At 73.9% G+C, this 26,312-nt stretch carries 26 protein-coding genes and 1 other RNA gene; 12 read left to right on the top strand and 15 right to left on the bottom strand.

All coding sequences use genetic code 11. From position 1 onward, the window contains the following. Positions 1-90: 90 nt before the first annotated feature. A complete protein-coding gene (locus AC07FV_RS03340) occupies positions 91-741 on the bottom strand; it encodes a TetR/AcrR family transcriptional regulator (protein ID WP_479084286.1) in 651 nt (216 codons plus the stop codon). Between the two features lie 99 nt (positions 742-840). Between AC07FV_RS03340 and AC07FV_RS03335 the strand changes: the two genes are divergently transcribed. Then, positions 841-1,044, top strand: coding sequence for a DUF6243 family protein (locus tag AC07FV_RS03335; protein ID WP_384698874.1), 204 nt, complete (start codon positions 841-843; stop codon positions 1,042-1,044). A 43-nt stretch (positions 1,045-1,087) separates the two neighbouring features. Here AC07FV_RS03335 and AC07FV_RS03330 read toward each other — a convergent pair whose 3' ends face one another. From AC07FV_RS03330 to AC07FV_RS03320, 3 genes are all read right to left on the bottom strand, one after another. Beyond that, entirely contained in the window at positions 1,088-2,077 is a 990-nt protein-coding gene (locus AC07FV_RS03330) for a small ribosomal subunit Rsm22 family protein (RefSeq protein WP_479084285.1), read from the bottom strand. Between the two features lie 244 nt (positions 2,078-2,321). Then, positions 2,322-3,371 (bottom strand): serine hydrolase domain-containing protein, encoded by a 1,050-nt coding sequence (locus AC07FV_RS03325; RefSeq protein WP_479084284.1) that lies wholly within the window; start codon positions 3,369-3,371, stop codon positions 2,322-2,324. Positions 3,372-3,448: 77 nt separating this feature from the next. Next, positions 3,449-4,816 (bottom strand): multidrug effflux MFS transporter, encoded by a 1,368-nt coding sequence (locus AC07FV_RS03320; RefSeq protein ID WP_479084283.1) that lies wholly within the window; start codon positions 4,814-4,816, stop codon positions 3,449-3,451. A 105-nt stretch (positions 4,817-4,921) separates the two neighbouring features. Between AC07FV_RS03320 and AC07FV_RS03315 the strand changes: the two genes are divergently transcribed. After that, on the top strand, positions 4,922-6,004 hold the full coding sequence (locus AC07FV_RS03315; protein WP_479084281.1) for a Gfo/Idh/MocA family protein: 1,083 nt from the start codon (positions 4,922-4,924) through the stop codon (positions 6,002-6,004). On the opposite strand, the gene AC07FV_RS03310 is transcribed toward AC07FV_RS03315, so the two are convergent. Next, positions 5,991-7,649: an alkaline phosphatase D family protein gene (locus tag AC07FV_RS03310; protein WP_479084279.1), complete on the bottom strand. Its 1,659-nt coding sequence runs from the start codon at positions 7,647-7,649 to the stop codon at positions 5,991-5,993. The genes AC07FV_RS03315 and AC07FV_RS03310 overlap by 14 nt on opposite strands. 133 nt (positions 7,650-7,782) lie before the next feature. On the opposite strand from AC07FV_RS03310, the gene AC07FV_RS03305 reads away from it, so the two are divergent. Further along, positions 7,783-8,571 carry an SDR family oxidoreductase gene (locus tag AC07FV_RS03305; protein ID WP_479084278.1) on the top strand — a complete coding sequence of 263 codons (789 nt, stop codon included), beginning with the start codon at positions 7,783-7,785 and terminating at the stop codon, positions 8,569-8,571. Between the two features lie 265 nt (positions 8,572-8,836). On the opposite strand, the gene AC07FV_RS03300 is transcribed toward AC07FV_RS03305, so the two are convergent. Beyond that, positions 8,837-9,163 (bottom strand): nuclear transport factor 2 family protein, encoded by a 327-nt coding sequence (locus AC07FV_RS03300; protein WP_391967787.1) that lies wholly within the window; start codon positions 9,161-9,163, stop codon positions 8,837-8,839. A gap of 151 nt (positions 9,164-9,314) precedes the next feature. Between AC07FV_RS03300 and AC07FV_RS03295 the strand changes: the two genes are divergently transcribed. Together AC07FV_RS03295 and AC07FV_RS03290 are read left to right on the top strand one after the other, a co-directional pair. After that, positions 9,315-9,857, top strand: a complete 543-nt coding sequence (locus tag AC07FV_RS03295) for a DoxX family protein (protein ID WP_479084277.1) — start codon at positions 9,315-9,317, stop codon at positions 9,855-9,857. A 45-nt stretch (positions 9,858-9,902) separates the two neighbouring features. Then, positions 9,903-10,247, top strand: a complete 345-nt coding sequence (locus AC07FV_RS03290) for a MazG-like family protein (RefSeq protein WP_383648457.1) — start codon at positions 9,903-9,905, stop codon at positions 10,245-10,247. Positions 10,248-10,297: 50 nt separating this feature from the next. Here AC07FV_RS03290 and AC07FV_RS03285 read toward each other — a convergent pair whose 3' ends face one another. The 4 genes from AC07FV_RS03285 to AC07FV_RS03270 form a co-directional block, all read right to left on the bottom strand. Then, entirely contained in the window at positions 10,298-11,287 is a 990-nt protein-coding gene (locus tag AC07FV_RS03285) for a polysaccharide deacetylase family protein (protein WP_479084275.1), read from the bottom strand. 40 nt (positions 11,288-11,327) lie between these two features. Then, positions 11,328-12,338, bottom strand: coding sequence for a glycoside hydrolase family 11 protein (locus AC07FV_RS03280; RefSeq protein ID WP_479084274.1), 1,011 nt, complete (start codon positions 12,336-12,338; stop codon positions 11,328-11,330). Positions 12,339-12,662: 324 nt separating this feature from the next. Continuing rightward, an RNA gene (gene rnpB, locus AC07FV_RS03275) (RNase P RNA component class A) lies at positions 12,663-13,066 on the bottom strand. A 70-nt stretch (positions 13,067-13,136) separates the two neighbouring features. After that, positions 13,137-13,715, bottom strand: coding sequence for a Uma2 family endonuclease (locus tag AC07FV_RS03270; RefSeq protein ID WP_479084272.1), 579 nt, complete (start codon positions 13,713-13,715; stop codon positions 13,137-13,139). Positions 13,716-13,878: 163 nt separating this feature from the next. Between AC07FV_RS03270 and AC07FV_RS03265 the strand changes: the two genes are divergently transcribed. The 4 genes from AC07FV_RS03265 to eda all read left to right on the top strand — a co-directional run bounded on the left by AC07FV_RS03265 (position 13,879) and on the right by eda (position 16,808). Then, entirely contained in the window at positions 13,879-14,646 is a 768-nt protein-coding gene (locus AC07FV_RS03265; RefSeq protein WP_479084271.1) for a MerR family transcriptional regulator, read from the top strand. Then, positions 14,643-15,257, top strand: a complete 615-nt coding sequence (locus AC07FV_RS03260) for a hypothetical protein (RefSeq protein ID WP_479084269.1) — start codon at positions 14,643-14,645, stop codon at positions 15,255-15,257. Before AC07FV_RS03265 ends, AC07FV_RS03260 begins: the two co-directional genes overlap by 4 nt. Positions 15,258-15,292: 35 nt before the next feature. Next, positions 15,293-16,075, top strand: coding sequence for a peroxide stress protein YaaA (yaaA, locus tag AC07FV_RS03255; RefSeq protein ID WP_479084268.1), 783 nt, complete (start codon positions 15,293-15,295; stop codon positions 16,073-16,075). A gap of 73 nt (positions 16,076-16,148) precedes the next feature. Beyond that, positions 16,149-16,808, top strand: a complete 660-nt coding sequence (gene eda / locus AC07FV_RS03250) for a bifunctional 4-hydroxy-2-oxoglutarate aldolase/2-dehydro-3-deoxy-phosphogluconate aldolase (RefSeq protein ID WP_479084267.1) — start codon at positions 16,149-16,151, stop codon at positions 16,806-16,808. Here eda and AC07FV_RS03245 read toward each other — a convergent pair. Genes AC07FV_RS03245 through AC07FV_RS03235 form a run of 3 tightly spaced genes read right to left on the bottom strand, consistent with a single transcriptional unit; the run spans position 16,783 to position 19,825 of the window. Next, complete coding sequence (locus AC07FV_RS03245; RefSeq protein WP_479084266.1) at positions 16,783-18,207, bottom strand: bifunctional RNase H/acid phosphatase; 1,425 nt, start codon at positions 18,205-18,207, stop codon at positions 16,783-16,785. The genes eda and AC07FV_RS03245 overlap by 26 nt on opposite strands. Positions 18,208-18,218: 11 nt before the next feature. After that, a complete protein-coding gene (locus AC07FV_RS03240) occupies positions 18,219-18,962 on the bottom strand; it encodes a zinc ribbon domain-containing protein (protein WP_479084878.1) in 744 nt (247 codons plus the stop codon). Beyond that, positions 18,959-19,825: a Nif3-like dinuclear metal center hexameric protein gene (locus AC07FV_RS03235; protein WP_479084265.1), complete on the bottom strand. Its 867-nt coding sequence runs from the start codon at positions 19,823-19,825 to the stop codon at positions 18,959-18,961. Before AC07FV_RS03235 ends, AC07FV_RS03240 begins: the two co-directional genes overlap by 4 nt. A 198-nt stretch (positions 19,826-20,023) precedes the next feature. On the opposite strand from AC07FV_RS03235, the gene AC07FV_RS03230 reads away from it, so the two are divergent. Together AC07FV_RS03230 and AC07FV_RS03225 are read left to right on the top strand one after the other, a co-directional pair. Then, positions 20,024-21,226, top strand: coding sequence for a hypothetical protein (locus AC07FV_RS03230; RefSeq protein ID WP_479084263.1), 1,203 nt, complete (start codon positions 20,024-20,026; stop codon positions 21,224-21,226). Between the two features lie 97 nt (positions 21,227-21,323). Further along, the gene (locus tag AC07FV_RS03225) at positions 21,324-21,491 is read left to right on the top strand and encodes a hypothetical protein (RefSeq protein WP_479084262.1); all 168 of its coding nucleotides are present in this window, start codon (positions 21,324-21,326) and stop codon (positions 21,489-21,491) included. A gap of 141 nt (positions 21,492-21,632) precedes the next feature. Here AC07FV_RS03225 and AC07FV_RS03220 read toward each other — a convergent pair whose 3' ends face one another. Beyond that, positions 21,633-22,508 (bottom strand): MaoC/PaaZ C-terminal domain-containing protein, encoded by an 876-nt coding sequence (locus AC07FV_RS03220; RefSeq protein WP_479084261.1) that lies wholly within the window; start codon positions 22,506-22,508, stop codon positions 21,633-21,635. 196 nt (positions 22,509-22,704) lie between these two features. After that, positions 22,705-24,153, bottom strand: a complete 1,449-nt coding sequence (locus AC07FV_RS03215) for an MFS transporter (RefSeq protein ID WP_479084259.1) — start codon at positions 24,151-24,153, stop codon at positions 22,705-22,707. A gap of 321 nt (positions 24,154-24,474) precedes the next feature. On the opposite strand from AC07FV_RS03215, the gene AC07FV_RS03210 reads away from it, so the two are divergent. After that, entirely contained in the window at positions 24,475-26,244 is a 1,770-nt protein-coding gene (locus AC07FV_RS03210) for an MFS transporter (RefSeq protein WP_479084257.1), read from the top strand. Positions 26,245-26,312: the final 68 nt, after the last annotated feature.

Below are 26,312 nucleotides of genomic sequence, written 5' to 3'. Positions count from 1 at the left end.
GGTCGGGAAGGGACAAACTCCCCTGGTCAGACGCTTCGGTCCGGCCCTTCGGTCCGGCCCTTCCGCCCGGCCTCTCGCTCCGGCCTTCGGTCAGCGCGGAGCCAGGCCGTGGAGCGCGTAGTCGACCAGCGTGTCGGTGTAGGCGTGCGAGAGGGGGCCGCTGCGCTGGAGCCAGCGCTGGGCGAGCGGGGCGACGAAGAGTTCCAGCGCGATCCGCGGGTCGACCTCCGGCCGCAGGTGCCCGGAGTCCTGGGCGGCGCGCAGCCGGTCGACGTAGAGCTGGAGCGAGGGCTCCAGGAGCTTGGCGAGGAAGTCCCTGCCGAGCTGCTCGTTGACCACGCCCTCGGCGGCCAGGGCCCGGTAGGGCGCCTCGTACCTCGGGTCGCGCAGTTCGTCGACGGTGGCGCGCAGCACGGCCTTGAGGTCGGCGGCGAGGTCCCCGGTGTCCGGGATGGCGTACGTGTCCTCGCCCGCGGCCCGTGCGGCCTGCTCGCTCAGGTCCAGGAAGGCCTCCAGCAGGACGTCGGCCTTCGAGGACCACCAGCGGTAGATCGTCTGCTTGCCGACGCCGGCGCGGGCGGCGATGCCCTCGATCGTGGTCTTGGGGTAGCCGACCTCCGCGACCAGCGCGAGGGCGGCCTCGTAGATGGCCTGACGGGACCGCTGGCTGCGACGGGTGCCGTCGGGGCGCGGCCGCTCGGGGGTGGACTTCGGGGCGCGGGTGGACTTCTGGACATCCATGGCCCGAATTTATCAGGTTGACAAGACGTCTCGTCTCGCCGGAGAGTAATGCTTGAGGAAAACGAGACGCAACGTATCGCATCGAGAGAGGAGGGCCCCATGTCCCGAGGTGGAGCCGGAAACATGCTGGGTGTCGGTGGCACCCGCCAGAAGCTCGGCCGCAACGCCCTGCGCGGCGGCGACCGCAGCGGCCGGATCGGCGGCGGACTGGACCCGCAGGCTCAGAAGCGGGAACTGCTGCGCAAGCTCCAGGAGCGGCGGGACCAGCAGCCGGAGACGGAGCGGAGCGACGAGGCGTCGTAATGCGCGGGCGCGCCCGCGGACCCTCCCCTCGGCGACCCCTGCCTCACGCCTCCGGCGGAGGCCAGGGGTCGCCCCAGTCGGTGTCGCGGGCGGCCTTGTAGAGGTCGCCGTGGCGCTTGGTGACCGTCCGGCGGCTCAGCCGCTCGTCCGGCTCGCACAGGTCGAGCAGGACCTGCCCCTTGCGGATCTGCGGACGCCGGACGACGCGGGAGGGGGCCGGTGCCGCCGGGAGCCGGGTGGCGGCCACGTAGCTGAACTTCTCGTCCTCGTAGGCGAGGGAGCCGCCCTTGACCTGGCGGTGCAGTGAGGAGCGGCTGACCCGCGCGGCGAAGTGGCACCAGTCCGTGCCCGGCACGATGGGGCAGGCGGCGCTGTGCGGACAGGGGGCGGCGACCCGGAAGCCGGCGGAGATCAGCCGGTCGCGGGCCTCGATGACCCGGGCGTAGCCGTCGGGGGTGCCGGCCTCGACGATCACGACGGCCTGCGCGGCGCCCGCGGCGGCGTCGACGAGGGCGGTGCGGTCGGCCGCCGTCAGTTCGTTGAGCACGTAGGACACGGTGACGAGATCGGTGCTCTCCACGGTGAGCGCCGCTCCGATCCGCGAGCGCTGCCAGCGGACCTCGCGCAGCTCCGGACGGGCGGCGGCGATCTCCCGCCCGAGGGCGAGCGCGGGTTCGGCCCAGTCCAGCACGGTCACCGGGCGCACGCCCGCCCAGGTGGAGCTGACCGCCCAGGTCGCCGCGCCGGTGCCGCCGCCCACGTCGACGTGGCTGCCCGGCACCCATTTCGGCACGGCCTCCGCGAACGCCTCCAGCGCCGACCGCACCGCCGCGAAGGTGGCCGGCATCCGGTACGCGGCGTAGGCGACGACGTCCGCGCGGTCCCGCAGGATCGGGGCGTTGGTCGGGGTGTCCCCGCGGTAGTTGGCGATCAGCCGCTCCACGGCCTGCGCGGCCTGCCGGGGCGGCAGCCCGTCGACCAGACCGGCGAGGGCGGCGCGCAGGGCGTCGGAGGGGGTGGCGGGGTCGTTCACCCGGCGATTCTACGGGGCGGTCGCCGACGCCTCGGAGCGGCGAGCGACGGACGACCGGCGGGACGGACGCGCGCACCGACGCCTCGGAGCGGCGAGCGACGGACGACCCACGGGACGAACGCGGGCACCGACGCCTCGGAGCGGCGAGCGACGGACGACCGACAGGACGGACGCGGGCACCGGACGACCGGCGACGCGGGCGCGGGCGTCCCGCGGCGTTTCGCCGGTCGTCGCGGGTGTCCGCTCAGATCTCCCGTACCGCCCGGGCCACCCGTGTCCCCAGCGCCGCCCGGGGCCCGTTGTCCGGCGGGCGGCGACGCGGGTGGACCGTGTTGGCGAGGAGCACCGCGAAGGTGTCCGTCGCCCGGTCGAGCACCAGCATCGTCCCCGTGAAGCCGGTGTGTCCGGCCGCCCCGCGCCCCGCGAGGCCGCCCATGAACCACGGCTGGTCGAGGGCGAACCCGAGCCCCGGCCCGGTCAGCAGCAGCTCCACGAAGTCCGGCCCCAGGATGCGCGCCGGCCCGTACGAGCCCCCCGCCAGCAGCGCGCGGCAGAAGACCGCGAGGTCCCGCCCCGTGGAGAAGAGGCCCGCGTGTCCGGCCACCCCGCCCAGCGCCCAGGCGTTCTCGTCGTGGACGACACCCCGCAGCATCCCCCGGTCCGCCTTGGCCCACGGCCGCCGCTGGTCCTCCGTCGCGGCCGCGCCCGGGCACGGCCCGAAGCGCGTCGCCGTCATGCCCAGCGGGCGGGTGATCCCGTCGTTGACCAGGACGTCGAGGGTGCGCCCCGTGATGCGCTCCAGGACGTGCTGGAGCAGCAGCATGTTCAGGTCCGAGTAGCAGTACGTACCGGGCACCCCCACCGGCGGCTCCGCCCGCAGCCGTCGCAGCCGTTCCTCGTCGTCGGCGCAGTCGTACAGCGGGAGTTCGGGCCGCAGCCCGGAGGTGTGGGTGAGCAACTGCCGTACGGTGACGCGGTGCACGGCGGCGGCCCGGAAGTCCGGCAGGTAGGCGCCGACCTCCGCGTCGATGCCGAGCGTGCCGCGTTCGATCTGCTGCACGGCGGCGACCGCCGTGAACACCTTCGTCAGGGAGGCCAGGTCGAAGGGCGTGCCGACGGTCATCGGCACCCGGGAGCCGGCGGGCAGCTCGACGCCGGTGTCGGTGCGCGGATCGTGGGCGGCGTAGCGCACCGCCCAGCCCGCCGCCTCCTCGACGGCGAGCACGGGGCCGCGTCCGACGGCCACGACGGCGCCCGCCGCCCAGGGCCGCTCACCGGCGGTGAGGGCGTGCACGTCCTCGACGACACGGCGGAGCTGCTCGGGGTCGAGCCCGGCCCGCTCCGGGGTGCCGTGGCGAAGTCTCGGAGCGCTCAGCTCTCTCTCCCCTCATGGGACGCACCGGCCGCCCCGGCCGCGCGCCCGGCGGACCGCTCGGCCGCCGGACGGCACATCGTCACGAAGAAGGCGAGCGCCACCAGCGCCGCCACCAGCTGCACCACGGCCATCGGGAGCGCGGTGTCCTCCCCCGCGACCCCGACGAGCGGGGAGGCGACGGCGCCGATGAGGAAGGAGGACGTGCCGAGCAGCGCGGAGGCGGAACCGGCGGACGTCCTGACCCGCATCAGCGCGAGCGCCTGGGTGTTGGGCAGGGCGAGCCCCATCGCGGACATCAGCACGAACAGCGCGGCGGCGACCGGCACCAGCCCGACCTTGCCGAAGACGCCGAGGGACATCAGCAGCAGGGCGGTCGCGGCGGCGACGACGATGAGGAGCCCGAGGCCCAGCACCCGGTCCAGCCGGACCCGGCCGACCAGGATCTTGCCGTTGACCTGCCCGACGACGACCAGGCCGATCGAGTTGAGGCCGAACAGCAGGCTGAAGGTCTGGGGCGAGGCGCCGTAGATCTCCTGGATGACGAAAGGTGAGGCCGAGATGTAGGCGAAGAGCGAGGCGAAGGCGAAGCCGCCCGCGAGCATGTAGCCGGTGAAGGCCCGGTCGGCGAGCAGCCCGCGCATCGCGCGCAGGGTGTCGCGGACCCCGCCCGCGTGCCGCTGCGCCGGTGGCAGCGTCTCGGGCAGTCTGGCCCACACGACGGCGCCGAGCGCCACCCCGACCACGGTGAGCACCACGAACACGCCCCGCCAGTCCGTCACCCGCAGGATCTGCCCGCCGATGAGCGGCGCCACGACGGGGGCTACGCCGGAGATCAGCATGAGGGTGGAGAAGAAGCGGGCCATCGCCACGCCGTCGTACAGGTCGCGGACGACGGCGCGGGCGATGACGATCGCGGCGGCGCCCGCGAGTCCCTGCGCCAGCCGGAAGGCGACGAGGAGTTCGACGGTGGGCGCGACGGCGCACAGGGCGGTGGCGACGACGTAGACGGCGAGTCCGGACAGCAGCGGCCGCCGGCGGCCCCACCGGTCGCTCATCGGGCCGACCACGAGCTGACCCAGCGCCATGCCGGCCAGGCAGGCGGTGAGCGTGAGCTGGACGGTCGCGGCGGGCGCGGACAGCGCCCGGGTGACCTCGGGGAGCGCGGGGAGGTACATGTCCATCGCCAGCGGCGGCGTGGCGGTCAGCCCGCCGAGGACGAGCGTGACGAGCCAGCCGGTGCGGCGGGTGGCGCTCAGCGCGCGGACGTCCGGCCCCGTTTCCGGTCCGGCCGCCCGCGCGGGCTCCGAGGTCTTCGGTGTGGTGTCCGGTGACGTGTGCGGTATGGACGGCCCGCGCTCGGGCATGTGCCCCTCCCTCTTCTGCAGATCCGGCACCTATGCTCTCAGCTCGTACGGACTTGAACGAACAGACTCGAACAACCTGAGCGAGGGTGGGGCAGGGTGTCAGCGGTGACCGGGCAGAAGGTGCGCTGGGGGATTCTGGCGACCGGCGGGATGGCGGCGAGGTTCACGGCGGATCTGGTCGATCTGCCGGACGCGGAGGTCGTGGCGGTGGCCTCGCGGACCGAGGCGTCGGCGAAGGCGTTCGCGGAGCGCTTCGGGATACCGCGGGCCTACGGCGGGTGGGAGGCGCTGGCGCGGGACGAGGAGGTCGACGTCGTGTACGTCGCCACTCCGCACTCCTCGCACCGGGCCGCCGCCGGCCTGTGCCTGGAGGCGGGGCGGAACGTGCTGTGCGAGAAGCCGTTCACGCTGAACGCGCGCGAGGCGGGGGAACTGGTCGCGCTCGCCCGCCAGGGCGGCAGCTTCCTGATGGAAGCGATGTGGATGTACTGCAATCCGCTGGTGCGGCGGCTGAAGGCGCTCGTGGAGGACGGGGCGATCGGCGAGGTCCGCAGCGTCCAGGCGGACTTCGGCCTGGCGGGCCCCTTCCCTCCGGCGCACCGGCTGCGGGACCCCGCGCAGGGCGGCGGCGCGCTGCTCGACCTGGGGGTGTACCCGGTGTCGTTCGCGCAGCTGCTGCTGGGTGAGCCGTCGGACATCGCGGCGCGAGCGGTGCTCTCGGACGAGGGCGTCGATCTCCAGACGGGTGCGCTGCTCTCCTACGAGAGCGGAGCTCTCGCTTCGGTGCACTGCTCCATCACCGGCGGTACGCCCAACTCCGCCTCGGTCACCGGATCCAAGGGCCGCATCGACGTCCCGTACGGCTTCTTCTTCCCGGACCACTTCGTGCTGCACCGCGACGGCCGCGACCCGGAGGAGTTCCGGGCCGATCCGGCCGACGGGCCCCGGGCCAGCCTCAAGCACGAGGCCCAGGAGGTGATGCGGGCCCTGCGCGCCGGGGAGACCGAGTCCCCGCTGGTCCCGCTCGACGGCACACTGGCCGTGATGCGGACGCTCGACGCGATCCGGGAGCGCGTCGGCGTCCGCTACCCCGGCGAGCTGCCGGGCGGACACGCGGGCGAGCACGCGGGCGGCGACTCCGGCGACCCCGGCGAGGTGGCCGCCGGCCGCGAGGTCACGCCGGCTTGAGCCCCTGCTCCCCCACCTCCGTCACGAAGGACGCGGCGGTGGTGAGCGGCGCGCCCTCGGTCGTCACGTGGGAGACCGTCTTGAAGTCGGCGCGCGCCAGCTCCCGGCCGAGGGAGACCGTCGCGTAGCCGCGCCGCCCGTTGAAGAACCTCAGGTGCGGGTTGGCGGTGATGAGCGTGTCCCAGTTGGACGGCTTCTCCGAGCCGTCGCGCCCGCTGGTGACGGAGGTCGTCACGATCTCCGTGCCCACGGTCCGGGAGCCCGGGTCGGAGAAGTCGCGCTTGATGTCGAAGGCGTAGGAGACGTGCACGTCGCCGGTGAGGACCATGAGGTTCTCGATACCAACGGCCTGCGCGCCGGCCAGCACCCGCTCGCGGGAGGCCGGGTAGCCGTCCCAGGAGTCCATGGAGACCTTGGACGGCGTGGTGGTCATGTTGTACCGCTGCGAGAAGGTGACCTGCTGGGGCACCACGTTCCACAGGGCGTCCGACCGGTGCCAGCCGTTGATCAGCCAGCGCTCCTGGGCGTCGCCGGTCAGCGTGCGGCCCGGGTCTTCCGACTCGGGGCCGGGGAACTGCCAGCCGTCGCCGTAGGCCTGGTCGGAGCGGTACTGACGGGTGTCCAGCACGTCGAACTGGGCGAGCCGGCCCCAGTGCAGACGGCGGTACAGCTGGAGGTCCGCGCCGTCGGGCAGCTGCGGGCGGCGCAGCGGCATGTTCTCCCAGTAGGCCCGGTAGGCGGCGGCCCGGCGGATGAGGAACTCCTCCGGCGGGACGCTGTTCTCCGGCGTGCCGTCGGCGTAGTTGTTCTCGGTCTCGTGGTCGTCCCAGGTGACGATGAACGGGTGCGCGGCGTGCGCGGCCCGCAGGTCGGGGTCCGACTTGTACAGGGCGTACCGCAGACGGTAGTCCTCCAGCGTCACCGTCTCGTGGTTGAAGAGGCCGGGGAGGGTGCCCGCGGGGTAGGCGCGGGAGCCGCCGGTGGCGTTGACGGCGTACTCGTAGAGGTAGTCGCCGAGGTGGAAGACGACGTCCACGTCGTCCTGGGCCAGGTGCTTGTAGGCGGTGTAGTAGCCCTCGTCGTACTTCTGGCAGGAGACCACGCCGAAGGTGAGGTCGGAGGCCCGGCTGTGCCGGGCGGGCGCGGTGCGGGTGCGGCCGGCCGGGCTGACCCAGCGTCCGGCGCGGAAGCGGTAGTAGTAGACGTGGCCGGGCGCGAGGTGGTCGACCTCGACGTGCACGGTGTGGTGGAACTCGGGGTGGGCGGTGGTCCGGCCCCTTCTGACGACGCGTCGGAACCGTTCGTCCAGGGCCAGTTCCCAGCTCACGTCGACGCGTTTCGCGGGCAGTCCGCTGTCGGCCTGGTACGGAGCGGGAGCCAGGCGCGTCCACAACAGGACGGAGTCGGACTGCGGGTCGCCGGAGGCGACGCCGAGCGTGAAGGGGTCGGCGGTGAGCCGGGCCGCGTCGAGTTCGGCGGCGCTCGCGGTGCCCGCGGCCGGCAGGTTGACGGAGAACGCGAGCGCGGCGGCGGCGCCGGTGACGGTCAGGAAGCGGCGGCGGCCCAGGTTCCGGGCGGCGGCGCGGAGTTCGGGGGCGTACGAGGGCTGGGACTGGGCCTGGGCCTGGTGGTTCGCGGGTGACATCCGTTCCTCCCCATGCAAGTGGTTGCATGGGGCATTCGACGGGCCGGGGACGTCCCTGGCTTGGCGCGGACATGGCGATCCCATGTCGGACGGATGAGTTCCGGATGTTCCGCCACGCGTACGCTGCCGAGTCATGAACACCGTGAGAACCGCCGACGAGGAAACCGTCGGAGCGCAGAAGGCGGCCGTCGTCACGGGCGCCGGATCGGGCATCGGCCGGGCGGTCGCCCTCGAACTGCTGGCGGCCGGCTGGTCCGTGGCCCTGGCCGGCCGACGCCCCGAGACCCTGGAGGAGACGGCCGCTCTCGCGCCGGCGGGCTCCTCGGCGCTCCCCGTCCGCGCCGACGTGTCCCGCCCCGAGGAGGTGGCGGCCCTGTTCACCGCCGTGCGCGAGCGCTTCGGCCGCCTGGACCTGCTGTTCAACAACGCCGGGACGTTCGGTCCGGGCGGGGTGCCGGTCGAGGAACTGCCCTACGAGGCGTGGCGGCACGTGGTGGACACCAACCTGAACGGCGCGTTCCTGTGCGCGCAGGCGGCGTACCGGCAGATGAAGGAGCAGAGCCCGCAGGGCGGCCGGATCATCAACAACGGCTCGATCTCGGCCCACACCCCGCGTCCGCACTCGGTGGCCTACACCGCGACCAAGCACGCCCTGACCGGCCTGACCAAGTCGCTGTCCCTGGACGGCAGGCCCTACGGCATCGCGGTCGGCCAGATCGACATCGGCAACGCGGCGACCGACATGACGGCCGGCATGCAGACCGGCGCGCTCCAGGCCAACGGGGAGACGTCACCCGAGCCGGTGATGGACGTCGCCGACGTGGCGCGCACGGTGCGGCACATGGCGGAGCTGCCGCTGGAGGCGAACGTGCAGTTCGCGACGGTCATGGCGACGGCGATGCCGTACGTGGGGCGCGGCTGACGACGCCCGCCGCGCGGCCCGCCCGGTTCCACACAAGCGGAATTGCGCAGTCCGCGGTATTGCGGCCGGTGGCGGACGTATGCTCAACTCTCCTTCACCGGAGCTTCACACTTGGGGGGTTGGCCTTCCGTACCGCTCCACAGGCCACACCGAGGGGGGAGGCGGCAGTCGTTCCGCCGCACCGGCCGGGGGTGGATCCCGCGGGGGACCGCGGGATGCACGCCGGTGGGCGGAACGGCTGCCGCGTGGATCACCTGGCCGAGGCTCAGGCCTGCCCGGTCTCGAACCGCGCGATCCGGCCGTCCTCGTCCACGGTGAAGCTCCACCGGGTACGCATCTCGCCCCAGGTGTCGTTGCGGTAGCGGGCGATGAGGGCGCGGCCGCCGTTCGACTCGTTGTCGACCTCCAGGTGACCGTTGGAGGAGAAGATCTCCTGGTCGATCCACTGGGCGAGGTCCCGGTCGTTCCCGTCGTCGGCCATGGTGGCGTCCGGCGCGAGCAGCGCGAGGAAGCCCTCGCGGTCGTGGGCGTTGACGGCGGCGACGAAGGCGCGGACGGCCGGGTCGCTGAGTCGCGTGGTCTGAATCGTCATGGCGGCAGCGTCACACCGCCCCCTCACCCCCGCCACCCGGCCCGTCGGTCGGCCCAGCCCCCTCCCACCACCCGAACGGCGTCGGCGGCGGGCCCCCGCGGCGCGGGCGGGTCACGGTGGGGAGGTGAGCCGCCGTCTGCGAGGAGTCGACGTGAACTGTTATGACCGGCGTGACCTGGGGCTGCTGCTGCTCCGCCTGGGCACCGGCGGTGTCCTGGCCGCGCACGGCGCGCAGAAGCTGCTCGGCTGGTTCGGCGGCGGCGGCATCGCGGGCACCGGTGAGGCCATGGAGGCCATGGGCTACGCGCCGGGCCGGGCCAGTGCCGCCGCGGCAGGGCTGGCCGAGGCCGGGGGCGGGACGCTGCTTGCGCTGGGCCTGGCCACACCGGCCGCGGGCGCGGCGGCGGCCGGGGCGATGGCGGGCGCGGCGGCGGTGCACGCCCCCAACGGCTTCTTCGCCATGGCCGGCGGCTACGAGTACGCGGCCTCCCTCGGCCTCACGGCCGCCGGGCTCGCGGTCGCGGGCCCCGGTCGCCTCTCCCTGGACCACGCGCTCGGCCACGCGGTCAACCGGAACTGGATGGTCCCGGCCGCGTTCGCGGTGACGGCGGCGGCCACGGCGGTGGTCGTGGGGGCCCGGAACAAGCGGGTCCGGAAGGCCGCCGAGGGGCAGCAGGAACCCTTGTTCGACTGACGTACCACTGCGGGAGGCCGCGGCGTACGTGGCAGGCTGCCCCGCATGAGTGACGATCGCGGCGGCATCCCCGCCGACCTCTGGGACACCGTCGACGCCCTCTGGCAGTGGCTGGAGGCGGACCAGCCCGTCGCCGGCCGGGAGGGCCTGCTGCTGCGCATGCTGAAGCTGTCCGAGGAGGTGGGCGAGGTGTCCGAGGCGGTGATCGGCGCGACCGGCCAGAACCCGCGCAAGGGCGTCACCCACACGTGGGACGACGTCGAGGCGGAGCTGTGCGACGTCGTGATCACGGCCCTGGTGGCGCTGCGGACCCTGACGCCCCGCGCCCGGGAGGTGTTCGGGCACCACCTGGAGCGGGTGGCGGGGCGGTCGCTGCCGTCGGACGGATGAGGTGCCGGGCCCGGGAGCGCCCCGGGCCCGGACACCGGGCGTAGTGCCGGTCAGCCCGCGGCGCAGGAGACCGACGGCCAGGTCCAGTTGCCGTTGGCCTGGATGGTGGCGCCCCAGTTGTTGCCGCTGCCGTTGGACTTGGCGGTCAGCACCTGGGCGCTCGGGTAACCGGCGTTGACGTTCCAGGTGGACAGGACCTTCGCCGGGGACGGCACGTTCATCGTCACCGTCCAGGCGCTGCTGCTCCCGCTGACGGACACGTTGAGGTTGTACCGGTCCCCCCACCGCTGCCCGGCGGACAGGGTCGCGGTGCACGTACCACCACCCCCGCCACCACCGCCACCGCCGCTGCCGTCGGGGGCGACGGCCCGTCCGGTCTGCGGCGAGATCATGCCGGCGCACAGGCCCTTGGCGGCCAGGGTCTGCGCGATGCGCGGGATCGCCGCGAGCGTGTTGGCGGGCCAGTCGTGCATGAGGACGACCTGGCCGTTGCCCAGCCGTGAGACGGCCTGCACGATCGCGTCGGTGCTCGCGTTGTTCCAGTCCTGCGTGTCGACGTCCCAGATCACCTCGGTCAGCCCGTACCTGGCCTCGACCGCCCGCAGCGTGGCGTTGGTCTCGCCGTACGGCGGGCGGAACAGCTTCGGCGTGCCACCGCCCGCGTCGGCGATGGCCGCTTGCGTCCGGGAGATCTCGGAGTCCATCTGGGCCTGACTCAGCTGGGTCATGTGCGGGTGGGTGTAGCTGTGGTTGGCGACCCACATGCCGGCGTCGACCTGGGCCCGGACCAGGGCCGGGTTCTGGGCCGCGTACTGGCCCTGGTTGAACATGGTGGCCCGCAGGCCGTTCTGCCGGAGCGCGTCGAGCAGGGCCCGGGTGGTGCCGGAGGGGCCGTCGTCGAAGGTGAGCCCGACGTAGCCGTTGCAGGCGGCGGCCCGCGTCGGGGCCGCGTCGGCGGCGGCGGTGCCCGCGACGGCCAGGGCGGTGACGGACACCGCGGTGACCAGGGAGCGCCATGAGGGGCGGGGTCTGCTGCGCATGGGAAGGGGTCCTCCTCTCTTCTCTCCTCGTCCCCGGGGGTCAGCCCGCGGCACAGGAGACGGACGGCCAGGTCCAGTTGCCGTTGGCCTGGATGGTGGCGCCCCAGTTGTTGCCGCTGCCGTTGGACTTGGCGGTCAGGGTCTGGGCGCTCGGGTAACTGGCGCTGGTGTTCCAGGTGGAGAGGACCTTCGCCGGGGACGGCACGTTCATCGTCACGGTCCAGTTGCTGGCCCCGCTGACGGAGACGTTGAGGTTGTACCGGTCGTCCCACTTCTGCCCGGCGGACAGGGTCGCGGTGCAGCCACCGCCACCACCGCCGCCACCGCCACCGCCACCGCCACCGCCACCGGTGCCCCCGACCGTGATGTTGGAGCTGCCGCTGCTCTGGTAGCCCTCGGTGGCCATGATCATGTAGTAGTTGAAGCTGCCCAGCGGCATCCCGGCCCGCGACCAGGCGTCGAAGTGGTTGCCGGTGGTGATGGTGCCGCCGGTCCGCTTGGACTGCCGCACGCTCCAGTACTGGTCGAAGGTGCGGGTGCCCTCGACGGAGGGCGCGTTGTAGCGGGTGGTCTTGTAGATGTCGTAGGTGCCCCCGTCGGTGGTCACGGTGCCCTTGAACTCGCCCGTGGGCCGGTAGGTGCCCCAGTTGTCGACGATGTAGTACTCGACGAGCGGGTTCGCCGTCCACCCGTAGAGCGTCAGGTACGCGTTGCCGGACGGGTTGAAGGTGCCCGAGTACTGCACGGTCCGGCGTCCGCCGTTGCTCCAGCCCTTGCCGGCGACGAAGTTGCCGGTGTTGCGCCAGGAGGTGCTGTACTGGCCGCCCGACCCCATGTCCATGGAGACGGTGCCCTGGCTGTCGGTCCAGAACGAGTAGTAGTAGCCGTTGTTGGTGCCCTCCTGGTTGGTCGTGACGACCGTCCCGGCGTGGGCGGTGCCCGGCAGCATCATCGCGGCCAGGGCGGCCAGGGCGACGGCCCAGGCACTTCTGACGAGGAGCGTCACGAAGGCGCCTGAGCGGCGGCGCCCCGGTTGGACGAGCACGTGCATGACGGTGCTTCCTCTCCCGTGGGGGTTCGACATCGGCGCCAGTGTTGGCCTGTACACGTCGACCGTCAACAGTTTCGGTAGATGTTTCGAAACCTTCGCCCTCGATCTCGGTACGGGTCTGAGGATCGAGCCCCAGCTCATACGCACTGAATCACCGCCACAGGGACCCTCATGAGCAGCGGCCGGATCAGCTGATCGGAAAGCTCAACCACACGCACCGAAAGTTTCGAACAGAAGCGAAGCGCACTCATGGAGACGGCGGAACGGAGATGCGCGGCCGCAGCGGCCGGGACGGGGCCTTCCAGGCACCCGGGAGGTGGGGGGCAGACGAGTCGGGCTGTACGCCGGGTTCTGTTCCGGCGGGTCCTCGCGGGCCCGCCGGCGACGGCCATCCATCTAGGACCGGCGTTGCCGCCGGCCTCGAGCGGTCTACCCGCGGACTCGGGCGGGCAGCCCTCGAACGTCCGCGCAGAAGCACCGGGGTGCTTCCTTCTTGACCTTGCTCCGGGTGGGGTTTACCTAGCTGCCCAGGTCGCCCTGGGCACTGGTGGTCTCTTACACCACCGTTTCACCCTTACCCGGGACCGGAGTCCCGGGCGGTCTGTTTTCTGTGGCACTGTCCCGCGGGTCACCCCGGGTGGCCGTTAGCCATCACCCTGCCCTGTGGAGCCCGGACGTTCCTCGGGAAGTCCCGTCAAGGGTCTTCACGCGGCCGTCCGCCCGGCTCGTCTGCCGTGTCGACCATGGTACCGGGCGTGCGCCACGCCCTCGCCCGTCGGGCGCCGCGGCCCGGCGGGATCAGAGGAAGTCGGCGGTGTCCAGGTCGAAGTCGAAGGGGGCGGGGAGGGCGAGCGGCTTGCCGAGCGGGCGGGTGCGGTGCTCGCGGTAGTCGTCCTGCTCCGGGTCGCCGAACAGCGTGATCGAGGAGGCTTCGCGGTCGACGAGGAGGTAGAGGGGGATGCCTCCCCGGGCGTAGCAGCGGCGCTTGGCCTCGCGGTCGGCCCGCGGCCTGATGGAGGTCCCCTCCAGGACCAGGGCGACGCCTTCGCACGGCATCCAGGGGTCGGCACCGCGGTAGAGCCGCAGGTCGGTCGGGGCGAAGGTGCCGTCCGGGATCGCGTGGTCCTTCGGGCAGGCGCCTCCGCTCCTCAGCTTCAGGCCCTTGTTGCCGGAGAACTGCATGTCCGTCCGGGACTTCCGGATCACCTGGTTCACGATCAACCCGATGCAGTCCTCGTGATCCCCGTCCGGCGGCGGCGTCACAACGATCTCCCCCTCGATCAGCTCGGCCCGGAAGCCTTCCGGCGTGTCCAGGGCGAGGAAGCCCTCCAGGAGGACCTCCGCCTGCGTCAGCGGCTCGTGGGCCATGGCCGTCATGTCACGCCCCTCCTTCGGTCGCTCGCCAGACTGGGACATCGGCTGATCACCTGTCCGAGATCGGGAACCGTTCCCTCGATCGTGGCACACGAGCACGGCCTCCGTCCGGAGCCGGAGCCCCGCCGCTTGACCCTGTCGCAGCGTCAACGTTTCTACTGGGCCCATGCGGATCGGAGAACTCGCCGACGCCGTCGGCGTCACCACGCGGACCGTGCGGCACTACCACCACCAGAGCCTGCTGCCCGAGCCGGAGCGGCTGGCCAACGGCTACCGGACGTACACCCTGCGGCACGTCGTCGTGCTGGCCCGGATCAGGCGGCTGACCGAGCTGGGGCTCGGACTGACGGAGGTGCGGGACGTGCTCGCGGACGAGGCCGGGAAGGATCTCACCGAGGTGCTGGCGGAGCTGGACGCGGACCTGGCCCGGCAGGAGGCGGCGATCCGGGAGCGCCGGGCGCGGCTGCGGGCGTTGCTGGAGGCGGAGGGCGGGATGCCGCCCGAGGGGCCGGTCTCGCCGGAGCTGGCCGGGTTGTTCGCGGGCATGGGGGACGTCTCGGGCTCCCCCATGGCCGTACGGGACCGGGAGATGCTGGCGCTGCTGGAGAGCACGATGGCGCCGGAGGACCGGGAGGGGCTGCTGGCCACGCTGCGGGGCGCCCTGGGGTCGCCGGAGGCGGTGGCGCGCGCCCATCACGCGTACGCGCTGCTCGACGAGCTGGCCGACGCGGAAGCCGACGACCCGCGCGTCGCGGAGGCGGCCGAGACGCTCGCCGGCTGCCTGCCCGCGGAGCTGCTGCCCGAGGAAGGCGTCGACCTGGACTCCGGGCACAGCATGCTGCGCGCGCTGTACGCCGACTTCGCGCCGGGACAGGCCGAGGCGATCCGGCTGGCCCTGGCCGCCGTCGCGCGCGGACGGGGGCGGCAGCCGTGAGGGGCCGGTCCCTGGCGACGGTGCCGTGGCTCCTCGTGCGGCACGAGCTGCGCCTGCTGGCGAGTCTGTGGCTGTGGGCGGCCCGGCGGACCCACGGGGCGGCGGAGGGCCTCCCGGTCTTCGGGCACACGCGGGGGCAGGGTCCGATGATGTGGGGCATCGCGTTCGTGTGCGTCGTCGAGTCCGTGATGATGTCCTTGCTGCTGCGCGACTGGCCCACCGTGCACCACGTGGTGCTGGTCCTGGACGTGTACACCGTCGTGTTCGTGGTCGGGCTGCACGCCGCGTCCGTGGTCCGGCCGCACGTCCTGGATCCCGTCGGCGGCACGCTACGAGTCCGCCGTGCCGTCCACGTCGACGTGCGGATACCGCTGGAGCGGATCGCGTCCGTGCGGCGGGAGCTGCGGGCGGCGCACCAGCCGGCGGACGGGGAGCTGAACCTCGCCGTGGGCCTCCAGACCTCCGTCACCGTCGAGCTGACCGAGCCCGTCGTGCACGTCGGCTTCCTCGGGCGGCGGCGCGAGGTGCGGGTCGTGCGCTGCCACGCCGACGACCCCGCGGCGCTCGTCCGGGCCGTCGACCAGGCACGTGAGGGGTACGCCGTACCCTGAGCGGGGGCCCGACAGCTCGATCCGAAGGAGTACGCGTGCTTGTCCTGCTGCCGCCGTCCGAGGGGAAGGCCGCTTCCGGCCGCGGTGCGCCGTTGAAGCCGGAGTCGCTGTCCCTGCCGGGGCTGGCCCCCGCCCGGGAGACCGTCCTCGGTGAGCTGGTCGACCTGTGCGCCGGTGACGAGGAGAAGGCGCGCGAGGTGCTCGGACTGAGCGAGGGCCTGCGCGGCGAGGTCGCCAAGAACGCGGAGCTGCGGACGGCCGGCGCGCGTCCGGCGGGGGAGATCTACACCGGGGTGCTGTACGACGCCCTGGACCTGGCCTCGCTCGATACCGCCGCCAAGCGGCGCGCGGCGCGGTCGCTGCTGGTCTTCTCGGGGCTGTGGGGCGCGGTGCGGGTGACCGACCGTATCCCTTCCTACCGTTGCTCGATGGGGGTGAAGCTGCCCGCGCTCGGGGCCCTGGGTGCCTTCTGGCGGGCGCCGATGGCCGAGGTGCTGCCCGAGGCCGCAGGGGGCGGGCTGGTGCTGGACCTGCGGTCGTCGGCGTACGCGGCGGCCTGGAGGCCGGCGGGCGAGGTCGCCGGGCGGACGGCGACCGTGCGGGTACTGCACGCGCCGACCCGCAAGGTGGTCAGCCACTTCAACAAGGCGACCAAGGGGCGGATCGTCCGGAGTCTGCTGGCGGCCGGGATCGCGCCCGAGGGGCCCGCCGAGCTGGTCGAGGCGCTGCGGGACCTCGGGTACGAGGTGGAGGCCGAGGCACCCGCGAAGGCGGGGAAGCCGTGGTCGCTGGACGTGCTGGTGGCGGAGATCCACTGAACCGCATCACGCTGTCGTTGCGCATGTCGCAACGCTCGTTGCGCAGATTGCTCCACGGCGGCACCATGTGGGCATGAGCTCACCGCTGCCCTCCTCCCCCGCCGTCTCGGTACTGGACCTCGCCCCCGTCGTGCCCGTCGTGGTCGTCGACGACCTCGCGGACGCCGTGCCGCTCGCCCGTGCGCTGGTCGCCGGCGGGCTGCCCGCGATCGAGGTCACGCTGCGGACGCCGGTCGCCGTCGACGCGATCCGCGCGATCGCCGCCGAGGTGCCGGGCGCGGTGGTCGGCGCGGGCACGCTCGTCACGCCGGAGCAGGTCGGCGAGGTGGTGGCCGCCGGGGCCCGGTTCCTGGTCAGCCCGGGGTGGACGGACACGCTGCTGGACGCGATGCGGGGGTCCGGGGTGCCCTTCCTGCCGGGGGTGTCGACCACGTCCGAGGTGGTGGCGCTGCTGGAGCGCGGGGTGCGGGAGATGAAGTTCTTCCCGGCCGAGGCCGCAGGCGGCACCGCCTACCTCAAGGCGCTGGCCGCGCCGCTGCCGCAGGCCCGCTTCTGCCCGACCGGCGGCATCGGGCCGGACTCCGCACCTGAGTACCTCGCCCTGCCCAACGTCGGTTGCGTGGGCGGGAGCTGGATGCTTCCCAAGGACGCGGTGGCCGACCGGGACTGGGCGCGGGTGGAGCGGCTCGCCCGCGAGGCGGTGGCGCTCAGCGCAGGTGGGACGTGTCGTTGAACAGGCGGAGGCTCGCGCCGCCGTCCGCGTAGTACGCCACCGCCGACAGGGACGCCGCCGACAGTTCCATGCGGAACAGCGACTCGGGCGGAGCACCCAGGGCCAGCCGTACGAACGTCTTGATCGGCGTCACGTGGGACACCAGCAGGACCGTGCGGCCCCCGTACGCCGCGACGAGCTTGTCGCGGGTGGCGGCGACCCGGGCGCCGGTCGCCGCGAAGCTCTCGCCGCCGCCGGTCGGCTCCGCGTCCGGGGAGGACAGCCACGCGTTCAGGTCGTCGGGGTACCGCTCGCGGACCTCGCCGAAGGTGAGCCCCTCCCAGGCGCCGAAGTCGGTCTCCCGCAGACCCTCCTCGACCGTGACCTCCAGACCGAGGCGGGCGGCGACGATCCGGGCGGTCTCCCTGGTGCGGGCGAGGGGCGAGGCGACGACCGCCTGGACCGTGCCGCGCCGGGCGAGGCTCGCGGCGACCCTCTCGGCCTGCTCCCGGCCGACGGCCGACAGGGACGGGTCGCTGCCGCCGCTCCCCGAGAACCGCTTCTGCGGCGTCAGGGGCGTCTCCCCGTGCCGGAGCAGGACGAAGGTGGCGGGGGCGCCCATGTCGAGGGGACCCCAGCCGGGGGAGGCCACGGTCTTCGCGGCCCGTACGTCGGCGGATGCGGAGGTGTCCGGCGCGGAGGCGGTCGACACGGAAGCGGCCGAGACGGAAGCGGCGGGCGCGGCGGCGTCCGACACGGAGGCGCCCGGCGCGGAGGTGTGCGACACGGAAGTGTCCGGCGCGGAGGCGGCCGCGGTGGCGGTCGGTGCCGCGGTTCCGGACGCGGCCGGGGCGTGGGCACCCGGAGCGTCGTCGACGGCCGGTGCCTCGGCGGCGGCCGGTGCCTCGGCGGCGGCCGCCGCGCGGGCGTCGCCCGCGTCCAGGTCCGCCGTCGACGCGGACGGCGACCACCGCTCGCCCCGGGCTCCCGCGTCCATCGCCTCGTTGGCCAGGCGGTCGGCGTGCTTGTTGTGCGCGCGGGGCATCCACTCGTACGTGACCCGCCCCGGCGGGAAGACGCGCGCCGCCTCGGCCGCCAGCGGCTTCATGTCGGGGTGCTTGATCTTCCAGCGGCCCGACATCTGCTCGACGACGAGCTTGGAGTCCATGCGGACCCGGACGGTCGCCTCCGGGTCCAGCTCCCGCGCCGCACGCAGGCCGGCCAGCAGGCCCCGGTACTCGGCCACGTTGTTCGTGGCGACCCCGAGGTACTCGGCGGCCTCCACGAGGGTCTCCCCCGTCACCGCGTCCAGCACCACCGCGCCGTAGCCCGCGGGTCCCGGGTTCCCCCGCGAACCGCCGTCGGCCTCGACGACGAACTCCCGCGCGGGAGCGGCCGGACCTGCCGCCGCGTCTGCCACCGACCGGCCCCTTACAGCCCGGAGTCCGCCGTGCGCACCAGGATGCGGCGGCAGTTCTCGCAGCGGACGACCGTGTCGGGTGCGGCGGAGCGGATCTCGCTCAGCTCGGTGATCGCCAGCTCCTGCCGGCAGCCCTGGCAGCTGCGCTGGTACAGCTTGGCCGCGCCGACGCCGCCCTGCTGGCCGCGCAGCTTCTCGTAGAGCTTCAGCAGGTCCTCGGGGACCGAGCCCGCCACGACCTCGCGCTCCTTGGTCACCGAGGCCGCCTCGGCGTCCAGCTCCTCGACGGCCGCGTCCCGGCGCGCCGTGGCGTCGTCGATCTTCCCCTGCACGGCGCCGACCCGCTCGGTCAGCTCGGCGACCCGCTCCTGCGCGGACTCGCGGCGCTCCATCACCTCCAGGACGACGTCCTCGAGGTCGCCCTGGCGCTTGGCGAGGGAGGCGATCTCGCGCTGGAGGTTCTCCAGGTCCTTCGGGGAGGTGACGGCGCCCGAGTCGAGGCGCTGCTGGTCGCGGGTGGCGCGCTGGCGCACCTGGTCCACGTCCTGCTCGGCCTTGGTCTGCTCGCGGGAGCAGTCGCTCTCCTCGGTCTGCGCGGCGACGAGCAGGTCGCGCAGCTGGGTGTGGTCCTTGGTCAGCGACTCGATCTCGGCGTGCTCGGGCAGGGACCTGCGCTTGTGCGCGAGCTGCTGGAGACGGACGTCGAGGGCCTGGACGTCCAGCAGTCGGATCTGGTCGGCGGGCGCGGCTTTCAGTTGGGGGCTCCCAGTGCGTCGGAGGTCGGGGTGGACGCCGCGTGGGCGGTCCAGGGGTCGGTGACCGTCTTGGAGACATGGACCCTGAGGTCCCAGCCATGGCGGTCGGAGATCTCGTCGAGCTGGGCCGCGCCCAGCTCGCACCAGGGCCACTCGGTGGCCCAGTGCGCCGCGTCGAGCAGCGCGAGAGGACGGTGGGCGCGGTCCGCGACGAACTCGGACGCGGGGTGGTGGCGCAGGTCGGCGGTGAGGTACGCGTCGACGCCGGCCGCCCGCACGTGCGCGAAGAGGCTGTCGCCGGAGCCGCCGCTGACGGCGACCGTGCGGACGGTGGCCTCCGGGTCGCCGGCGACGCGGATGCCCTGCGCGGTGGCGGGCAGCCGCTCGGCGGCGCGGGCGGCGAACTCGCGGACGGTCAGCGGGTGCTCCAGCTCGCACACCCGGCCGAGGCCACGGCGGCCCCGGGGGTCGCCGGCGTCCGGCACCAGCGGCCGCACGACCCGGAGGCCGAGCGCCCCGGCCAGCGCGTCGGAGACGCCGGGGTCGGCGGTGTCTGCGTTGGTGTGCGCGACGTGCAGGGCGATGTCGTTCTTGACGAGCGTGTGCACCACGCGGCCCTTGGAGGTGGAGGCCGCCACCGTCGTCGTCCCCCGCAGGTACAGCGGATGGTGGGTGACGAGGAGGTCGGCGCCCAGCGTCACCGCCTCGTCCACGGTCTCCTGGACCGGGTCGACGGCGAACAGGACCCGGGAGACCTCCTGGTCGGGGTCGCCCACGACGGTGCCGACCGCGTCCCAGGACTCGGCCCGCTCGGCGGGCCACAGGTTCTCCAGCGCGGCGATGACTTCTGACAGACGGGGCACGCACGCAAGGCTACCTGGCCGTTCTGCGCCGTCGTACCCGCAGCGTGCCCCCGCGGCCGGCCCGGTCCGCCGCAGCACACCACCCGTCCACCCCTCAGGCGAATCGTTCCTGTGCCACACGTTTGTGTGACGGGGACGGGTGCCGGTGCCCCGCCCGTGCGTGCGATAACTACCTTCGTCGCCGGAGGTGACCGAACGATGACAGCCTGTGCTATCGAGCCGTCGGCGGAGCCCGGGAGCGACGGTCCGCCCCGGGCGGGCTGCACCATCGCCGCGGAGGGCGCCTACGCCGCGCGCCTCGCCCGGCGCGGGGACTCCTGGTACCCGGAGCGCTGGACCCTCGACGGCCCCGAGCCGTACGCGGTGCCGCTGCCCGGCAACCAGCCGGAGGAGCCGGGTACCGAGGTGCAGCCGATGGGCGACGGACGGGTCCTGGTCCACCGCAGGGCGGCGGGGCGGCACCTCTTCTCCCTCCTCTACCCGACCGGGCCCGGCACGGGTGAGCTGCCGCTCGGCGCGGTCGAGTGCCCCGCGGACACCACCCGCCTGCGGCTGCTGCCGCCGGCCCCGGGCGGCGAGCGGGCGTACGCCCTGGCGGTCGGCCCGCGTGCGACGGTGCTGTGGCAGGTCGCGGGCGGCGCCTTCGGACCCGAGCGGGTCGCGGAGGTCCCCGGCCGCTGCTCGGGCGGGGCCTGGCTGGACCGCACGGGCCGGATACTGGCCGTGGACCGGGAGACCGGGGGCCGGACCAAGGCGGTCGTGGTGGACCTGGAGCGGGACGGCGAGGTGTCGCCGCTGTTGCAGATCGCCGCGGACAGCGACGACCGGATACTGCTGGCCGACCCATACAGCGGCCTGGTGCTGATCCGCTCCGACGCGCCCTCCCCGGGCCGGGGGCGGCTCGGCTGGGGCGTGCTGGGCAGCACGCTGCCGGTGCGCTTCCCGGAGTGCCTGCGGCTGACGGACTGCGTCGTGACGCCGTTCGCGATCCAGCCGGGTCAGGCGCTGACGCCGGAACGCTGCGCGGTGGCGCTGCGCGTGGACGGCGCGTTCGGGAGCTGGGTGGCGGTGTGGCGGCCCGCCGAGCGGGAGGTGCGGCACCTTCCGGCACCCGAGGGGTGGCTGGCGGGGGCCGGGCTGTGGACCGCGGACGGGGAGCTGCGGCTGCCGTGCGCCACCCCGTCGTCGCCGTGCGCGGTGGCCCGGCTGGCGGCGCCGGACGCGGGGGGCGGGGAGGCCGGGGACGTGGAGGGACCGGCTCCGCGCTCTCCGGGCGGACCGGCCGTCCCGGGAGAGCCCGGTGAAGCGGACGAGCCGGACACTTCGGCCGCCCCGGCCCCCGCTCCGCCGCGTCCCGTGCCGCTGCAACAGGCTCCGCTGGCACGGCTTGTAACGAAGTAGTCCCGGTCGGCACGGCCGCCTGGATTCGGGCCGAGGTGTGCCGGTTACACTCGCCCGGCTGTAGAGAAGATCATGTTGACGGGGTGAATTCCTTCCGATGAACGACGCCAGCACGACCCAGCCCGTACAGGCCGACGGCGCCGACCGTGACCAGACCTGGACCGGCCACGGCCGGCACCGGGGAGCCGTCGCCGGCCAGGACGGCGGGACGGTCCCGCAGGGCCGCCACCGCAAGCCGGCCGAGGAGTCCGGGACGGCCGCCTGACGGCATGGAGAAGAAGCACGCGGGACGGCCACGGCCCCGCTCGTCGCATCCGACGGGCGGGGCCGTGGCCGTCGCCGGTCGCCGTCGCAAGTCGCCGGTCGCCGGTCGCCGTCGCCGTCGCCGTCGCCGTCGCCGTCGCCGTCAGGCGTACCGGACGACGGTGTCGGCCAGGACGGGGGCGTCGCCCCGCCCCACGGCGCTCACGGCCACCCGCACCGCGCCCTCGCCGTCCCGGTCCGCGGACCTCCACATCCGCACCCTCAGCGTCTCGCCCGGGTAGGCGACCCCGGCGAAGCGCGTGCGGTACGCGCGCACCCGTCGCACGTCTCCGTCCAGCAGCGCGTCGACGACCGACTTGAGCGTGGAGCCGTAGGTGCACAGGCCGTGCAGGACGGGCCGGTCGAAACCGGCGCGCGCGGCGAACTCCGGGTCGGCGTGCAGGGGGTTGAAGTCGCCGGAGAGCCGGTGGAGCAGCGCCTGGTCCTCGCGTACGGGCACCTCGGCCACGTGGTCCGGGGGCTCGGCGGGCGGCGGCGCCGGGCGCCCGGACGGTCCCCGCGCACCGCCCCACCCCCCTTCCCCGCGGACGAAGATCTCGGCCTCGTCGGTCCACAACGGCCCGTCGTCGTCGGTGACGTCGGTGCGCAGGACGAGGACGGCCGCCGCGCCCTTGTCGTACGCGGCGACGAGGCGTGAGGCCGCGCTCGCCCGGCCCCGCACCGGTACGGCCCGGTGCAGGCGCAGGTACTGCCCGCCGTGCAGGACCCGGGCGAGGTCGACGTCGACACCGGGGGTGGAGAGCCCGCCGACGACCCCCGGCTCTCCCCCGCCCGCGACCGTCGCGAAGCTCGGCAGGACGTGCAGCCGGGACTCCAGGGTGTAGCGCAGCTCGCGGGGGTCGGTCGCGGGACGGCCGGCACCGATGCCGAGGTGGTAGAGGATGACGTCCCTGTGGTCCCAGGCGATCTCGCGGACGCGGGGTGCGGCGGCGAGCGCCCGGGCTGCGTCGATGGGCATGGCTCCGGCTCTCCTGTCACCTGGGGTACGGCGGACGTACGACGGACACGCACGGCGGACGTACGGCGGACCCGCACGAAGGCCGTACGGCGGACCCGCACGGCCGACGCACGGCCGACGCACGGCGGGCACGACGGTACGGGACGCCGGCCGTGCAGGACCGGCACCCTTGGGACCGGCACCCCCGGGCGCGGCCCTACGCCCGCGGCGCCCGCTCCTCGCGCGGTTTCGCCGCCGGCAGCCACACCCGCATCAGGACCGCGCCGGCGACCAGCACCGCGGTTGCCGTGCGGAACACCAGCGCGTACCCCTCCGTCAGCGCCACGGGCCCCGCGTGCTCTCCCCCGGCCCGGGACGCCGCGATGGTCGACATCACGGCGAGGCCCAGCGAACCGCCCATCGTCCGGGAGGTGTTGATCAGCCCGGAGACCAGTCCGGCGTCCTCCGCGGCGGCCCCGGAGACGGCCAGGGACGCCAGCGGAGTCGCCGCCAGCCCCGCGCCCAGCATCATCAGCACCCCGGGGATCATGATCGCGGTCACGTACGCCCCGTCGGCGGTCATCGTCGACTGCCAGCCGAAGCCGACCGCCGCCACCAGCGTGCCCAGCACGGCCACGTTCCGGGCGCCGATCACCGGCATGAAGCGCGGTGCCGCCTTCGAGCCGAGGACCACCGCGAGGGAGCTGGGTACGAGGGCGAGACCGGCCTCCAGCGGGGAGTAGCCCAGCACGTTCTGCGCGTACAGCGTCATGAAGAACCACATCGCGAACATCGACGAGCCGGACACCAGCATCGCCGCGTTCGCCGACGCCACCGACCTCAGCCGCAGCAGCCCCAGCGGCATCAGCGGGGTCGCGGTGCGCGCCTCGACGAGCAGGAACAGCCCCAGCAGCGCGAGCCCGGCCAGCAGCGGCACCAGGGTCGCCACCGCCGTCCAGCCCTCGGACTCGGTCTGGGAGATGCCGTAGGCCAGCGTGGCCAGTCCGGCGGTCACCAGGAGCGCGCCCGGCAGGTCCAGGCGCCGCCGCTCGCCGGCCCGGCTCTCGGTCAGCCACAGGACGGCGCCGGCCAGCACCACCGCGCCCACCGGCACGTTGATCAGCAGCACCCACCGCCAGGACAGCCCGTCCACGAGGATGCCGCCCACCAGTCCGCCCGCGGCGCCGCCGCCCGCACCCACCGCGGTCCAGGTCGCGATCGCCCGGGCCCGGGCCGCTCCCTCCGGCACCGCCGCGGTCAGGATCGTCAGTGTCGACGGCGCCAGCACCGCCGCCCCCAGCCCCTGCACGGCCCGTGCGACCAGCAGCTGCCAGCCCTCCTGGGCGAGGCCGCCGCCGAGCGAGGCCAGCGTGAAGAGACCGAGCCCGACCAGGAACATCCGCTTGCGCCCGTACAGGTCGCCGGCCCGTCCGCCGAGCAGCAGGAACCCGGCGAAGCCGATGGCGTAGGCGTTGACCACCCACTGCAGGCCCTGCGGGGTCAGTCCGAGGTCGGCCCGCATCGACGGCAGGGCGACGTTGACGACGGAGACGTCGAGCACGACCAGGAACTGTCCGGCGCAGGCGAGCGCCACGACGAGCCAGGTGGGCGGGGTACGGCGGGGGGATATCCGGGCGGTGGCGGTGGTGCCGGTGGCTTCGAGCATGGGTGCCATGGTCTCAACGCGAAGGTGCCCCTTGCATCGGTATTTGGTCCCCGGCCGGTCCTAGGCCCTGGGACCCGGCCCGGTCGCCGACCCGGCCCCTGCCCGGTCGCTCCCCAAGAGAAGGTCAAGGATTCGTTAGCAACTCGAAGCAACGGAATAGTTGCCGCGGCGCACGAGGTTCATCCAGCACGCACCCCGCACGATCTTCCCGCTCATCCCGCTCATCCCGCTCATCCCGCTCATCCCGCTCATCCCGCTCATCCCGCTCATCCCGCTCATCCGCACCGTACGCGCCGCACCCCGGCCTGGAGGCCTCACTTCATGTCCCACACGACGACCGACGAGCCCGCCCGCACAGCGAGCGGGGCCACCGTCCCGGTGCTCGCTTTCGCGGGCATCGTCGTCGCGGTGATGCAGACCCTGCTCGTCCCGGTCATCAAGGACCTGCCCCGGCTCCTGGACACGACGCCCGGCAACGCCACCTGGGTCCTGACCTCCACCCTCCTCTCGGGAGCCGTGGCCACGCCCATCATGGGCCGCCTCGGCGACCTGTTCGGCAAGCGCCGCATGCTGATCGCCAGCCTGTCGGTGATGGTGGTGGGCGCGCTGGTCAGCGCGTTCACCGACGCCCTGGTCCCGATGATCGTCGGCCGGACCCTCCAGGGCTTCGCGATGGGCGCGATACCCCTCGGCATCGGCCTGATGCGCGACATGCTGCCCCGGGAGCGGCTCGGCTCGGCGATGGCGCTGATGAGCTCCTCGATCGGCGTCGGCGGCGGTCTGGCGCTGCCCGCCGCGGCCCTGGTCGCCCAGCACACCGACTGGCACGCCCTGTTCTACGGTGCCGCCGGCCTCGGCGTCCTCGCGATCGCCCTGACCCTCCTGGTCGTCCCGGAGTCGCCGCTGCGCGCCAAGGGCTCCTTCGACCTGCCGGGCGCGCTCGGCCTCGCGGCCGGCCTGGTCCTCTTCCTCCTGCCGATCACCAAGGGCAGCGACTGGGGCTGGTCGTCGCCCACCACGCTCGGTCTGTTCGCCGCGGCCGCCGTGGTCCTGTTCCTGTGGGGCCTGATGGAGCTGCGCGTCAAGGCGCCGCTGGTCGACCTGCGCACCACCGCCCGCCGCGAGGTGCTGCTCACCAACCTCGCCTCGATCATGGTCGGCGTCTCCTTCTACGTGATCTCGCTCGTCCTGCCGCAGCTCCTCCAGCTGCCCTCCGAGACCGGGTACGGCCTCGGGCAGTCGATGGTCGTCGCGGGTCTGTGCGTGGCCCCGCTGGGCCTGACGATGATGTTCACCGCGCCGGTGTACGCCCGGCTCTCCGCCCGGTACGGCCCGCGTACGACGCTGCTCCTCGGCCTGGTGATCATCGGGGCCGGCTACGCGGGCGGTCTCGGTCTGATGAGCGCCGCCTGGCAGACCGTCGTCACCTCGGTGCTGATCGGCGCCGGCATCGGCCTCGCCTACTCCTCGCTGCCCGCGCTGATCATCGGCGCGGTCCCGGCCTCGGAGACGGGCGCCGCCAACGGCCTCAACACCCTGATGCGCTCGATCGGTACGTCGGTGTCGAGCGCCGTCATCGGCATGGTGCTGGCCAACACCGCGAACGACGTGGGCGGTGTCGCGGTTCCCACCATGCACGGCTTCCGCGTCTCCTTCCTGATCGCGACCGGCGCGGTCGCCGCCGGTCTGGCGCTGGCCTTCTTCCTCCCCCGCCGCCGCCCGGCCACCACCACGCAGCTGCGCGCGAGCAGCGAGGAGGACGCGAACCTGGCCCGCGCCGAGCGGGCACTCGCCGGGGAGCCGGTGGACGGCGACGCGCCGCGCGGCTTCCGCGGCCGGGTCCTCACCGCCGACGGCTCCCCCGTCGCCCGCGCCAAGGTCACGCTGATCGACCGGCACGGGCGTCAGGCGGGCGCGACCCTCTCCGACGGGGACGGCGGCTACGCCCTCGCGGTCCCCGCCGCGGGGCCGTACGTCCTGGCCGCCCGCGCCGCGGGCCACGGCCCGCTCGCCCACTCCGCCACCCACACCGGCGGCGAGTTCCCGGTCGACCTGGACCTGACCCTGCCGGGCGAGACGGTCCCGGCCTGACCCGCACCGCCCCGGCTCACCGCACCCCCTGTCGCACCCCGCGGCGGGGGGTGCGGCAGCATGGGGCG

This window comes from Streptomyces sp. NPDC045956 (assembly GCF_056430705.1).
The sequence above is the reverse complement of the archived record's forward strand: the minus strand, read 5'-3'. Positions and strand labels throughout refer to the sequence as shown.